General features: G+C 67.2%; 12 protein-coding genes and 1 riboswitch. Of the genes, 2 read left to right on the plus strand and 10 right to left on the minus strand.

Annotation, left to right across the window (positions count from 1 at the left end; translation table 11 throughout):
- Positions 1-24: 24 nt before the first annotated feature.
- Complete coding sequence (gene pdxT / locus L0D17_RS04990) at positions 25-600, plus strand: pyridoxal 5'-phosphate synthase glutaminase subunit PdxT (RefSeq protein WP_071676406.1); 576 nt, start codon at positions 25-27, stop codon at positions 598-600.
- Here pdxT and asnS read toward each other — a convergent pair.
- The 5 genes from asnS to hisS are packed head-to-tail and all read right to left on the minus strand — an operon-like array spanning position 597 to position 6,651.
- On the minus strand, positions 597-1,913 hold the full coding sequence (gene asnS, locus L0D17_RS04995; RefSeq protein ID WP_243094189.1) for an asparagine--tRNA ligase: 1,317 nt from the start codon (positions 1,911-1,913) through the stop codon (positions 597-599). The genes pdxT and asnS overlap by 4 nt on opposite strands.
- A 12-nt stretch (positions 1,914-1,925) precedes the next feature.
- The gene (locus L0D17_RS05000) at positions 1,926-2,738 is read right to left on the minus strand and encodes an HAD family hydrolase (protein ID WP_243094191.1); all 813 of its coding nucleotides are present in this window, start codon (positions 2,736-2,738) and stop codon (positions 1,926-1,928) included.
- Positions 2,739-3,632, minus strand: coding sequence for a PhzF family phenazine biosynthesis protein (locus L0D17_RS05005; protein WP_039458935.1), 894 nt, complete (start codon positions 3,630-3,632; stop codon positions 2,739-2,741).
- Positions 3,625-5,370: an aspartate--tRNA ligase gene (gene aspS, locus L0D17_RS05010; protein ID WP_039458937.1), complete on the minus strand. Its 1,746-nt coding sequence runs from the start codon at positions 5,368-5,370 to the stop codon at positions 3,625-3,627. Before aspS ends, L0D17_RS05005 begins: the two co-directional genes overlap by 8 nt.
- A gap of 24 nt (positions 5,371-5,394) precedes the next feature.
- Complete coding sequence (hisS, locus tag L0D17_RS05015) at positions 5,395-6,651, minus strand: histidine--tRNA ligase (protein WP_243094193.1); 1,257 nt, start codon at positions 6,649-6,651, stop codon at positions 5,395-5,397.
- Positions 6,652-6,698: 47 nt separating this feature from the next.
- On the opposite strand from hisS, the gene L0D17_RS05020 reads away from it, so the two are divergent.
- A complete protein-coding gene (locus L0D17_RS05020; protein ID WP_071676400.1) occupies positions 6,699-7,028 on the plus strand; it encodes a hypothetical protein in 330 nt (109 codons plus the stop codon).
- 444 nt (positions 7,029-7,472) lie between these two features.
- Here the strand turns inward: L0D17_RS05020 and L0D17_RS05025 are convergent, their stop codons facing one another.
- From L0D17_RS05025 to L0D17_RS05045, 5 genes are all read right to left on the minus strand, one after another.
- Positions 7,473-8,489 carry an ABC transporter ATP-binding protein gene (locus tag L0D17_RS05025; protein WP_243094195.1) on the minus strand — a complete coding sequence of 339 codons (1,017 nt, stop codon included), beginning with the start codon at positions 8,487-8,489 and terminating at the stop codon, positions 7,473-7,475.
- Positions 8,468-9,151 carry a molybdate ABC transporter permease subunit gene (modB, locus tag L0D17_RS05030; protein WP_243094202.1) on the minus strand — a complete coding sequence of 228 codons (684 nt, stop codon included), beginning with the start codon at positions 9,149-9,151 and terminating at the stop codon, positions 8,468-8,470. Before modB ends, L0D17_RS05025 begins: the two co-directional genes overlap by 22 nt.
- The gene (gene modA, locus L0D17_RS05035; protein WP_243094203.1) at positions 9,148-10,062 is read right to left on the minus strand and encodes a molybdate ABC transporter substrate-binding protein; all 915 of its coding nucleotides are present in this window, start codon (positions 10,060-10,062) and stop codon (positions 9,148-9,150) included. Before modA ends, modB begins: the two co-directional genes overlap by 4 nt.
- A riboswitch (molybdenum cofactor riboswitch) is annotated at positions 10,053-10,176 on the minus strand. Its footprint overlaps the gene before it by 10 nt.
- The gene (locus tag L0D17_RS05040) at positions 10,177-10,794 is read right to left on the minus strand and encodes a uracil-DNA glycosylase (protein ID WP_243094205.1); all 618 of its coding nucleotides are present in this window, start codon (positions 10,792-10,794) and stop codon (positions 10,177-10,179) included.
- Positions 10,791-11,159, minus strand: a complete 369-nt coding sequence (locus L0D17_RS05045) for a hypothetical protein (RefSeq protein WP_039458950.1) — start codon at positions 11,157-11,159, stop codon at positions 10,791-10,793. The genes L0D17_RS05040 and L0D17_RS05045 overlap by 4 nt, the downstream gene beginning before the upstream one ends.
- Between the last annotated feature and the right edge of the window lie 146 nt (positions 11,160-11,305).

Below are 11,305 nucleotides of genomic sequence, written 5' to 3' on the forward strand. Positions count from 1 at the left end.
ACAGGGCGGGAGCCTAAGTCCAGGATGAGGGGCGTGGTTGGCGTTTTGGCCTTACAGGGGGATTTCCGCGAGCACAAGGAGGCGCTTAAGCGCCTGGGGATAGAGGCAAAGGAGGTGCGGAAGAAGGAGCACCTGGAGGGGCTCAAGGCTCTCATCGTGCCTGGCGGGGAGTCCACCACCATCGGCAAGCTGGCCCGGGAATACGGAATCGAGGACGAGGTGCGCAAGCGGGTGGAAGAGGGTTCCCTGGCCCTCTTCGGCACCTGCGCCGGGGCCATCTGGTTGGCCAAGGAGATCGTGGGCTACCCCGAGCAACCCCGTTTGGGGGTGTTGGAGGCATGGGTGGAACGCAACGCCTTTGGCAGGCAGGTGGAAAGCTTTGAGGAGGACCTCGAGGTCCGGGGTTTGGGTCCCTTCCACGGGGTTTTCATTAGAGCCCCAGCCTTCCGCAAATTGGGGGAAGGAGTGGAGGTGCTGGCGGAGCTGAATGGTCTTCCCGTCCTGGTACGCCAGGGCAAGATCCTCGCCAGCGCCTTCCACCCCGAGCTCACCCAGGACCCCAGGCTTCACCGCTACTTCCTGGAGCTGGCAGGCCTCTAGGGCCGCATCCGGGTGTACATCCTGGGGAAGGGGATGGCCTCCCGCACGTGGTTAAGGCCACAGATCCAGGCCACGGTGCGCTCGAGGCCCAATCCGAAACCCGAGTGGGGCACGCTGCCAAAGCGCCTCAGGTCCAGATACCAGTCGTAGACCTCCTCCGGGAGGCCGAACTCCTGGATTTTCCTGCGTAGAAGTTCCAGGTCGTGGATTCTCTGGCTACCCCCGATGATCTCCCCGTAGCCCTCGGGGGCCAGGAGGTCGTTGTTTAGGACCAGCTCCGGGTCCTCGGGATCCGGTTCCATGTAAAAGGCCTTGATGCGGGCGGGGTAGCGCTCCACGAAGACGGGGCGGTCAAACTGGCGGCTTAGGGCGGCCTCGTGGGGGGCGCCGAGGTCCTCGCCGTAGGGGAGGGGGGGCACCTCGGGGTCCTTCTCCGCAAGCTGGTTCACCAGGGCCACCGCCTCCTTATAGGTGAGGCGGGGGTAGTTTCCTTGGGCGGCGGGCTCGAGGGCCTTGGGGTTGCGACCGAGCATCTCCAGCTCCCGGGCGCGCCGGTCCAGCACCCGGGCCACCAGGTGGCTCACCAGCTCCTCCTGGAGGGCCATGTTCTCCTCGTGGGTCATGAAGGCCACCTCGGGTTCCACCATCCAGAACTCCAAGAGGTGGCGCCTCGTCTTGGAGCGCTCGGCGCGAAAGGTGGGACCGAAGGTGTAGACCTTGGCGTAGGCCAGGGCCCCGGCTTCGGCGTAGAGCTGGCCGGACTGGGAGAGGTAGGCCTTTTCCCCGTCGAAAAGCTCCACCTCAAAGAGCTCCGTGGTGCCCTCCACGGCGCTTGGGGTGAGGATGGGGGCATCAAAGCGCAAGAAACCCCGTTCGGCAAAAAAGTCGTGAATGGCCCGCTCCAGCTCGTCCCGGATGCGCATCACGGCGAAGGGGCGGCGGTGGCGGAGCCAGAGGTGGCGGTGGTCCATGAGGAAGTCAATGCCGTGCTCCTTGGGGCCGATGGGGTACTCCCCTTGGGGAAGGCTCACCACCTCCAAGTCCCTCACCGCGAGCTCATATCCCCCCGGGGCCCTGGGGTCTTCCCGCACCAGGCCGTAGACCTTCAGGGCGGTTTCCTGGGGCAGGCGGTCCGCCTGGGCGAAGACCTCCTCCGGCACCTCCCCTTTGACCACCGTGGCCTGGAGGAAACCGGTGCCGTCCCGAAGGACCAGGAAGTGGATCTTGCCCTTGGAGCGCTTCTGGTAGAGCCAACCCCTTAGCTCCACCTCCTGGCCGCTATGCTTGGCGATCTCGTCAACGAAGACCCGCATACGCCCTGGAGTTTACCCGAGGGCGGCCAGGGCTTCCGCTAGCCCGCAGGCCTCCACCGGGGCCACCACCTTTTTGGCCGCCCGCTTCACGCTTAAGGGGGCGTTGCCCATGGCGATGCCGAGGCCCACGCTTTGGATCACTTCCAGGTCGTTCTCTCCGTCCCCCACCATGGCGCACTGCCTCAAGTCTAGCCCGTGGGCCTCCGCCACCAGCCGGGCCCCAAAGAGCTTGCCCACCCCTTTCTGGGTGAGGGAGACGAAGCGCACCCCGGGCATTTTGGGGCTTTCGGCCACGTGGGCGGAAAGCTCCTGGGGTAGGGCGTCCAAAACGGCGCCCAGGGGGGCTTTGGGGTCCGCCAGCACTTGCAGGCGCACCAAGGGGCTTTGTAGCCTCAGGAGGTCGGCCCCTTCCGCCTCGAGGCCCAAGAGCCTTTGGTGGGCCTCCAGGAGGGGACTATCCCCTTCCACAAAGAAACCCCCGTCGGCGGTGTAGCCCTCCAAGGGCAGGGAAAGCCTCCGGGCGAGGCGTACCACCTCCTTGGCCGCCTCCTCGGGCAGGGGTGCCACGAAAAAGGGCCGCGCCCCGGGCTCGTGGGGGTCTTGGGTGAGGGAGAGGACCACCGCCCCCGACTCAAAAACGTGAAGGCCCTCGGGGTCCAGTTGCCGGGCGAGGCGAAGGGCCTCCCCCCGCCCCGGCCGCCCCGTGAGGAGGGCGAGGCGCACGCCCCTGGCCTTGGCCGCTTCCACCGCCGGCCAGACGCACCCGGGCACCCCCTCCTTCCCCACCAGGGTGCCGTCCACGTCCACGAAGCAAAGGCGTACCATCTACAACTCGCCCGAGGCCACAATGGCCGCCTCCCCCCCGATGCGCACCGCAAGGGGCACGCCCGTGGGGCTATACGCCACCTCCACCTCCACCACCCCCGGGTTTCCCAGGCGGTGGCCTTGGTAAATGGAAAGGTAGACCCTCCCTTCCCGCTTGGGCACCACCCCGGCCCGGGCCAGAAGCGCCCCCAAGGCGGCGTTGGCCGAGCCCGTCACCGGGTCCTCGGGGATGCCCAAAAGGGGGGCGAAGTCCCGGGCGTAAAAGCTCCGCGGCCCCATGGGGGCGTAGGCGTGGACCGTGGCCACCTCTAGGCGGCGGGAAACCTCGGCCAAAAGGGCCATGTCCGGCTCCAAGGCGTCCACCACCCCCGGGGCCACCAGGGGCACAAAGAGGCTCCATAGCCCGGTGTAGGCCACCCCGTAGGGCAGGCCCCGGTGCAGGTAACGCTCGTCGGAGCCCAAGGCCTCCAGGACCTCCTTGAGGGCCTGGAAGGGGGGCAGGTCGCGGAAGCGGGGGCTTGGCCCCCGCACCCAGGCCTTCTTGGGCTCCCCCGCCTCGTAGACGATCTCCACCGGGAGCGCCTCGGCGGGGGTGTGGAGGATGAGGCGCTCGGTCCCCTCTGGGGCGAGGCCCAAGCGCACCAGGGCCAGGCCCAAGGCCACCGCCGCGTGGCCGGAAAACTCCACCTCGCCCCCCGGGGTGAAGAAGCGCACGGCGAAGACGTGGCCCTGGGCTTCCGTGAGGAAGGCGGTTTCCGCCTCGGCGAACCGGCTCGCCACCCTTCGCATCTCCTCCGGGCCCATGCCCCGGGCGTCCAGGACGATGGCTACCCGGTTGCCCGCCCCCGGGGCGGGGGCGAAGGCGTCCACGAGAACGTAAGGGATCCTAGTCATGGCGGATCACCATGAGGCCGAGCTCGCGGAGCTGCTCCTCGGGCACGGGGCTCGGGGCCCCGGTCAAGGGGTCTTTGCCCTCCTTGTTCTTGGGGAAGGCGATGACCTCGCGGATGGAGGGGCTTCCCGTCATGAGGGCTAGGAGGCGGTCCAGGCCCCAGGCGATGCCGCCGTGGGGCGGGGCCCCGTAGGTGAGGGCCTCGAGGAAAAACCCGAACTTCTCCTTCTGCTCCTCCTCGCCGATGCCCAGGAGGGCGAACATCTTGGCCTGCAGGGCGGGGTCGTGGATGCGGATGGACCCGCCCCCCACCTCCACCCCGTTCAGGACCAGGTCGTAGGCCAGGGCCCTCACCCGGCCCGGCTCCGTGTCCAAAAGGGGCAGGTCCTCGGGGTGGGGGCTGGTGAAGGGGTGGTGCATGTAGGTCCAGCCGCCCCGTTCCTCGTCCCACTCCAAGAGGGGGAAGTCCACCACCCAAAGGAAGCGGAAGCCCTCCCGGGGCAAGGGCAAAAGCTCGGCCAGGGCCAAGCGCACCTGGCCCAGGGCCTCCGCCGCCACCTTGCGGCTTGCCGCCACCAGGAGGAGGGTTTCCCCCGGCTTGGCCCCCGTGGCCTGGAGCAGGGCTTCCCGCACGGGCTCCAGGAACTTGGCCACGCCCCCAGAGAAGCCTCCCTCCTCCACCCGGGCGAAGGCGAGACCCCCCGCCCCGTGACGCTTGGCCAGCTCCTCCAGCTCGGCGATCTCCTTTCGGGAAAGGGCCTTGGGAACGGCGAGGGCCTTCACGCTTTCCGCCTGCTGGAAGACCTGGAAGGCGCTTTCCCGGAGCATGGGCCCCACCTCCTTAAGCTCCAGGCCAAAGCGCAGGTCGGGCTTGTCCGAGCCGTAGCGCTCCATGGCCTCCTGGTAGGTGAGGCGGGGGAAGGGGAGGGGGAGCTCCACGCCCAAGGCCTCGCGGAAGACGTGGGCCATTAGGCGCTCGTTTAGGGCGAGGACGTCCTCCACTTCCACGAAGCTCATCTCCAGGTCCAGCTGGGTGAAGTCGGGTTGGCGGTCCGCCCGGAGGTCCTCGTCGCGGAAGCAGCGGGCGATCTGGAAGTAGCGGTCAAACCCCGCCACCATGAGCATCTGCTTGAAGAGCTGGGGGGACTGGGGCAGGGCGTAGAAGAGGCCGGGCTTCTGGCGGTAGGGGACGAGGAAGTCCCGGGCCCCTTCCGGGGTGCTCTTGGTGAGGAAGGGGGTTTCCACCTGGATGAAGCCTTCTCGGTCCAGGAAGTCCCAGATGGCCTTGATGATCCGGTGGCGCAGGCGCAGGTTCTCCTGCATCCGCTTGCGCCTTAGGTCTAAGTAGCGGTACTTGAGGCGGAGCTCCTCGGAGGCCTCCCTTTCCTCCTCTCCCCGCCAGCCGGCGTCCACGGGGAAGGGCGGGGTTTTGGCCTCCGCTAAGACCTCGAGGCCTTCCAGCTCCACCTCCACCTTGCCCGTGGGCAGGCGGGGGTTGGGCTCCGGGCGGAGGCGCACCCGGCCCTTGGCCCGCACCACCCACTCCGAGCGCACCCGTTCGGCGGTGGCGTAGGCGGGGCTATCCGGGTGGGCCACCAGCTGAACCAGGCCCTCCCGGTCCCGGAGGTCCAAAAAGATGAGGCCCCCCAGGTCCCGGCGGCGGTTCACCCAGCCCTCCAGGACCACCTCCTGCCCCGCGTGCTCTTCCCTAAGGCTTCCGGCGTAGTGGGTGCGGCGCATAATCCCCCCAAGCTTACCAAGTTCTCATGCCAAGGCGGCGAGGAGGAAGCCCAGGGCTTCCGCCTGGGGAAGCCGCACCTGCTCCCCGGTGGCGAGGCGCTTCAGGGTCACCTCTTCCGCCCTTAGCTCGTCCTCGCCCAGGAAGCCCGCAAAGAGGGCGCCCCGCTTCAAGGCCTCCTCCACGCCCTTGCCCGGCTTTTTGGGGGTTAGGGCGTACTCCACCTTAAGCCTGGGCCTCAGGCGCTCCGCCAGGTAGAAGGCTTCCGCCACCGCCTCCTCCGTGAGGGGGATGAGGTAGAGTTCAGGGCCCCTTTCCTCGGGAAGGCCATAGCCCTCGGCCTCGAGGGCCAAGGCCACCCGCTCCACGCCGAAGGCGAAGCCCACCCCCGGCACCTTCGGCCCCCCCAGCAGCTCGGAAAGGCCGTCGTACCGGCCCCCGCCCCCCAGGGCGGACTGGGCCCCGATCTCCGCGTGGTGCACCTCAAAGGCGGTGCGCACGTAGTAGTCCAGGCCCCGCACCAGGGCGGGCTCCAGCTCGTAGGGCACGCCAAGCCGGCTTAGGTGGCGCTCCACCGCCTGGAGGTGGGCCCTGGCGGCTTCCCCCAGGAAGTCCAGCATGGGCTTCACCTTGAGCTCCCGCAAAAGGGCCTGGTCCTTCTCGCTCTTGGAGTCCAGGATGCGCATGGGGTTGAGTTCCAGGCGCTCCTTGGAGTCCTCGGAGAGGGCCTCCCGGTGGGGGGTCAGGACCTCCCGCAGGTAGGCGTTGTAGCGGGCCCGGTCCTCCGGGTCCCCCACGGAGGAAAGCTTCACGGAGAGGCGCCTTAGGCCCAGCTCCTTGAGGCTTTCGTAGAGGAGAACGATGGCCTCGGCGTCCAAAATGGGGCTTTCCGAGCCCAACGCCTCGTAGTTCACCTGGTGGAACTGGCGGTAGCGCCCCTTCTGGGGCCTTTCCGCCCGGAACATGGGGCCCGCCATCCAAAGCCGCACGGGTTGGGGCCAGACCTTCATCCCGTGCTCCAGATAGGCCCGCACCATGGCGGCGGTGCCCTCGGGGCGCAGGGTGAGGGAGCGCCCCCCCCGGTCCTGGAAGGTGAACATCTCCTTGCGCACGATGTCCGTGGCGGCCCCCACCCCCTTTTCAAAGACCTGGGTTTCCTCAAAGACGGGGGTGATGAGCTCCATGGCCCCCGCCGCCTCGAGGATCCGCCGGGCGGTGGCCACGATGTGCTGGTGGAGCCGAAGCTCCTTGCCGAAAAGGTCCTTGGTGCCCCGGACGGCCATACCCTTCCACTTTACGCGGTAGGGACCTTGGGTGCTATCCTCTTCTCATGACCGGGAAGGGGAGGGGGTTGTTAGCCCTTCTCTACGTCCTCCTGACCCTGGCCGCCTCCACCGGGGTCGCCCTGCAGCTCTACCTCATGCAGGTGCAGAACCCGGGGCTAAGGGCCGACCTCTGCCAGGCCCCCGGGGAAACGGTGGAGGTGGAGCACTCCCCCCTCTGCGGCCTCCAGGTGGCCCCGGGCACCCCGGTGGTGGAAGCGCCCGCCTTGCCCCGCCCCCTCAGGATGGGCTGGGTGCGGCCCCTGGGGGCGCCGGGCTACCCCGCTCCCCTCTCCCAGGCCCTCGTCCCCAGGGCGCCTCCTTTCCCCCAGGCCTAGGCGGGTTTTGGGCCTTAGGACCTTGGGCGGAAAGGAGGGCCAATGCGGGTTGCGGTGTTCACCGATCACCTGGCGCTTTACGCTTTGGTGGCGGAGGCGCTGAGGAAAGCGGGTTGGCAGGTGGTGTGGAAAGGGGAAGAGGGGTTGGTTTTGGCGGATCTGGAGCATCTGGCGAAAGGGGAGGTCATCTTCTGGCCCACCCCTTGGGGCCTGCGGGCCTATGACCCTGGGCGCTACGCTTTCCTCACCCGGCAGGACAGGCCGAGCACCTTGGCAGAGGGGCTTAGGGGCCAGCGGGGCCTTGGCCTTTTGCCGGGGGAAAGGGCGGCGCTTTGGGCCTTGGGCCAGGGAACCAGCCCGGAGGCCAAAGCCCTGGCGGAAGCCTTGGGCCTCCCCTTGCCCCGGGCCCGGTTTTACCTCAAGGGCCTGCGGCGCAAGTTCGGCCTAGACCTCCCGGGCCTCCTCCGCCTCGCCCGGCATCAGGTGCAGGTAGCGGGGCTTCAGGGCCACCCGGATCCGCTCGCCGGGCTGGAGGCGGAGCCTTTCCTGCACGTGCCGAGGGAGGAGGAGTACCAGGGGTATGGGCCCGAGAAAGCGTCCCCGGTAGGCCAGGCCCTGGGGATGGAGGCCTTCTAGCACGCCTTCCAGGACGTTCTCCAGGGGGGGCGGGCGGTCTTCCCGCACCACCATCACCTCCTCCGCCCGCACCCCAAGCCAAGCGCTCCCTCCGGGTTTGGCCCAGGGGGGAAGGGGAAGCCGGAGGAAGACCCCGTTCACCTCCACCCCTCCTTCCCCCACCCGGACCGGGAAGAGGTTTTGGTACCCGAGCAGCCGGGCCACCTCCACCCTCCCGGGGGCGGCCATGACCCTTTCCGGGGGGCCTTCCTGGAGCACCCCTTTCCGCCCCAGCACCACCAGCCAGTCCGCCATCCCCGCCAAGGCGGGGTCGTGGCTCACCGCCAGGGCGGGGAGGCCCTCGCGGCGGATGAGGGCGATGAGTTCCGCCACCACCTGGTCCTTGGTCAGGGGGTCCAGGGCGCTCGTGGGCTCGTCCAGGAGGAGGAGCTCGGGGTTGCGCGCCAGGGCCCGGGCCAGGGCCACCCGCTGTTTCTGCCCGCCCGAGAGGGCGCTAGGGCGCTTGTGGGCGTGCGCCCAAAGCCCCACCCGCTCCAGGAGGGCCAGGGCCCTTCCCTTCCGGTTTTCCCCCTTAAGGGGGAAGGCCACGTTCTCCCAGGCGGTCATGTGGGGGAAAAGAGCCAGCTCTTGGGGAAGGTAGCCCACGGGACGCCTTTCCGGGGGCAGGCCCGCAAATGGGTTGCCTTTTGCGGGCACCAGGCCGGCCAGGGCCTTAAGCAGGGTGGTCTTACCGGTGCCGCTTTCCCCTAGGAGCACGGTGAACCCGCGGATTTGGAAATGGGCCTCGAGGGGAATGGGCTTTTTTATGGTGTAGTGGACCTCCATGTTCTCCCCTTCGCCTCCAACCATCTGACCACAGCCAGGATGGACAGGCTGAGGAGGAGCAAGGTTAGGGAGGCGGTGGCGGCATCTTTAAAGCGTAGGGCCTGCACCAGGTCGTAGAGGTAGATGCTCACCATCTGGGTCTTGCCGGGGATAGATCCCCCCACCATGAGGACCACCCCGAACTCCCCCAAGGTGTGGGCGAAGGCCAGTAGGGAACCGGAGAGCACCCCGGGCCAGACCAAGGGAAGGATCACCTGGACCCAGATCTTGGCCCGGGTGGCTCCCAGGGTCCGGGCCACCTCCAGGAGGTTCCGGTCCAAGGACAAAAAGGCTTCCCGGTAGGCGGTGAGGGCAAAAGGCAAGCTGAAAAGGACACTGGCGAAGACCAGCCCCTCAAAGCGGAAGGCCCAGGAAAGCCCTGTAAGCTTACGCCAAGGTCCTTCGGGTCCCAAAAAAAGGAGGATGTAAAAGCCCAGGACCGTAGGAGGCAGGACCAAGGGGAGGAGGAAGACGGCCTCCACCAAAGTTTTTAAGGGAAAGCGGTAAAAGGCCAGGGCCCAGGCCAGGGGAATGCCCAGTAGGAGGAGGATGAGGGAGGCTGCAAAGGCCACCTCCAAGGAAAGGCGGAGCGAGGTCCAAAACAGGGGATCTACGCCGCTCATTCAGGTTTTTCCCCCGGCAACAGGAAGCCGTAGTGCCTGAAGATGGCACGGGCCTCCTCGCTGCCCACGAAGCGGTAGAAGGCCAACACCTCGGGGCGGCCTTTCCCTTTTAGGATGACGTAGGCTTGCTCCAACCTCAAGTGGCTCTCAAGGGGCGAGAGCCAGTAGACCCCGGGGCGGGAGAGGCTTTCGTTTACCGCCAGGGACAGGGCCAGGATGCCGGCCCGGGTGGAGGTTAGGGCCAGTTGGGCGGTTTGGGAAATGTTTTCGCCATAGACGAACTCAAAGCTGGGTTTGCCTAGGCGAAGGGGGCTTGCATCCCAGTAGGCCTCCACCCCGCCGGTAAGGGTTTCCCAGGGGATCTCGTCCCAGGAAAGTTGCGGGAAGGGCCTATTGGTCCCCGGGAGGGTGATGGCCTTCCTCTTGATGAGGCCATAACGCTCCAGCAGGGTGACGGCGGCCCGGCCGTAAGGGGCGTGCACGGGGTTGGCGATGGCCAGCCGGGTGATGCGGGGGTCCTTGAGGGCTTCGGGGCTCGGTTCCAGTTTCAGGTTGCGGTCCAACCAGATCACCATACGCCCGATGGCGTAAGGCTTGCGGGTTCCTGGTTCGGCCAGGCCTTGCTTTTCTAGAAGCTCGGGATAGACCTTTTCCGCGGAAAAGTAGAGGTCGGCCTCGAGGCCCTGGGTGAGCTGGGTGTAGAACTTTCCCGAGGAGCCGAAGATGAGGTTGATCTTTACCCCGGGGTTTTTGGCCTCAAAGGCCTTGGCTATATCCTGGAGGGCAAACTGCAGGTCGGCCGCGGCCACCACCCTGACCTGCTTGCTTTGCGCCCACACCGGCCCCAAACCGAGGAGGCCTATACCCACCGTCAAACCCGCCAAAAACCGGATAACCGTAAGTCTACCCATGGTTACCTCCTTTGCAACCGCGGCAGGCGGCAGGGTTGCCCCCACCACCCCGGGGCCTTAAGCCCGGCCCGGAAGGCCCTTTGGGTCTATCCGGGCTCGGAGGCGGGGAACATTCTATAGCAAGGGCTCCTGGCTCACCGCCTTGATCTGCCGGCGCTCCTTGGGGGGGAGGGCGTCCAGGGCCCGCTTCACCTCCTGGATGTCCAGCCAGGTGAGGTGCTTGGGGCTTCCGGGAGCGCGGCTTGGGTTCCTAAGGAGGTAGGCGGGGTGGAACATGGGGAAGACCCGGATGCCGTGCCACGAGTACCACTGGCCGCGCACCTTGGTGATGGACACCTTTTCCCCCAGGAAAAACTCCGCCGCCACCGCCCCCAAGGGGACGATGATCTGGGGGGCGATGAGCTCAATCTGCTTTAAGAGCCACTTGTCCGTGCAGATCTTGGCCTCGTCCGGCAGGGGGGCGCGGTTGCCCGGGGGGCGGCACTTGACGATGTTGGTGATGTAGATCTCCTCCCGGCGGATGCCGGCGGCCTCGAGGATGCGGTTTAGAAGCTGCCCCGCCTTGCCCACGAAGGGACGGCCCGTCCTGTCCTCCTCTTCCCCGGGGCCTTCCCCCACGATCATGAGCTGGGCGTCGGGGTTGCCCTCGCCGAAGACCACCTGGGTGCGGCCCTCCGCCAGCCGGCAGGCGGTGCAGGCCTGGGCTTGGGCCCGGAGGAGTTCCAGGGTCATTGCAGGGACTTACGGGCCTTGCGCGCCTCGCGCCGGATCTTGGGGTCCAGGCCGATCATGAGGAAGAAGTTTTCCAGGGCGTTCTCCTGGCCCTTGATCTCGGGGTAGGCGTCCTCCGGGGTGCCGGTGACGAAGGGCAGGGACTTGTAGAGCTCCAGGGCGTACTGGACCACCGCCTCCGGCCCCTCGGCCTCCGCCACCTCCGCCAGCTTGGCGTAAACCTCGCGGCGCGCCTCGGCGTGGCGGCGGAAGACCTCCGGGTTGGGCGTTTCCGGCGCCCGGAGGACGTCCTGCTTGGCGATGCGGCGGTAGTGCTTCAAGCCCCGAACGATCTCCTCCGTGGTCAGCGTGATCTTGAACTCCATCCCCGCTCCTTTCCGGCCAAAGGCCCGTCCTTCTTTGGCAGATTATAAGCCTCCTCACGGGAGGGTGGGTCGTGTAAGGATTTATGTGTAAGGGTCCGTGTTTAATAGGGGGGCACACCTTAGCACGAGGAGGTGCCCCGTGGACC

Origin of the sequence: Thermus thalpophilus (genome assembly GCF_022760915.1) — a bacterium.
Taxonomy (GTDB): domain Bacteria; phylum Deinococcota; class Deinococci; order Deinococcales; family Thermaceae; genus Thermus; species Thermus thalpophilus.

Bases quoted from the DNA above. Each gene is read 5' to 3' on its own strand.
- aspS (WP_039458937.1), bottom strand. From the start codon at position 5,370: ATGCGCCGCACCCACTACGCCGGAAGCCTTAGGGAAGAGCACGCGGGG.
- L0D17_RS05020 (WP_071676400.1), top strand. From the start codon at position 6,699: ATGACCGGGAAGGGGAGGGGGTTGTTAGCCCTTCTCTACGTCCTCCTG.
- pdxT (WP_071676406.1), top strand. From the start codon at position 25: ATGAGGGGCGTGGTTGGCGTTTTGGCCTTACAGGGGGATTTCCGCGAG.
- modB (WP_243094202.1), bottom strand. From the start codon at position 9,151: ATGAGCGGCGTAGATCCCCTGTTTTGGACCTCGCTCCGCCTTTCCTTG.
- modA (WP_243094203.1), bottom strand. From the start codon at position 10,062: ATGGGTAGACTTACGGTTATCCGGTTTTTGGCGGGTTTGACGGTGGGT.
- L0D17_RS05040 (WP_243094205.1), bottom strand. From the start codon at position 10,794: ATGACCCTGGAACTCCTCCGGGCCCAAGCCCAGGCCTGCACCGCCTGC.
- asnS (WP_243094189.1), bottom strand. From the start codon at position 1,913: ATGCGGGTCTTCGTTGACGAGATCGCCAAGCATAGCGGCCAGGAGGTG.
- L0D17_RS05000 (WP_243094191.1), bottom strand. From the start codon at position 2,738: ATGGTACGCCTTTGCTTCGTGGACGTGGACGGCACCCTGGTGGGGAAG.
- L0D17_RS05045 (WP_039458950.1), bottom strand. From the start codon at position 11,159: ATGGAGTTCAAGATCACGCTGACCACGGAGGAGATCGTTCGGGGCTTG.
- L0D17_RS05025 (WP_243094195.1), bottom strand. From the start codon at position 8,489: ATGGAGGTCCACTACACCATAAAAAAGCCCATTCCCCTCGAGGCCCAT.
- L0D17_RS05005 (WP_039458935.1), bottom strand. From the start codon at position 3,632: ATGACTAGGATCCCTTACGTTCTCGTGGACGCCTTCGCCCCCGCCCCG.
- hisS (WP_243094193.1), bottom strand. From the start codon at position 6,651: ATGGCCGTCCGGGGCACCAAGGACCTTTTCGGCAAGGAGCTTCGGCTC.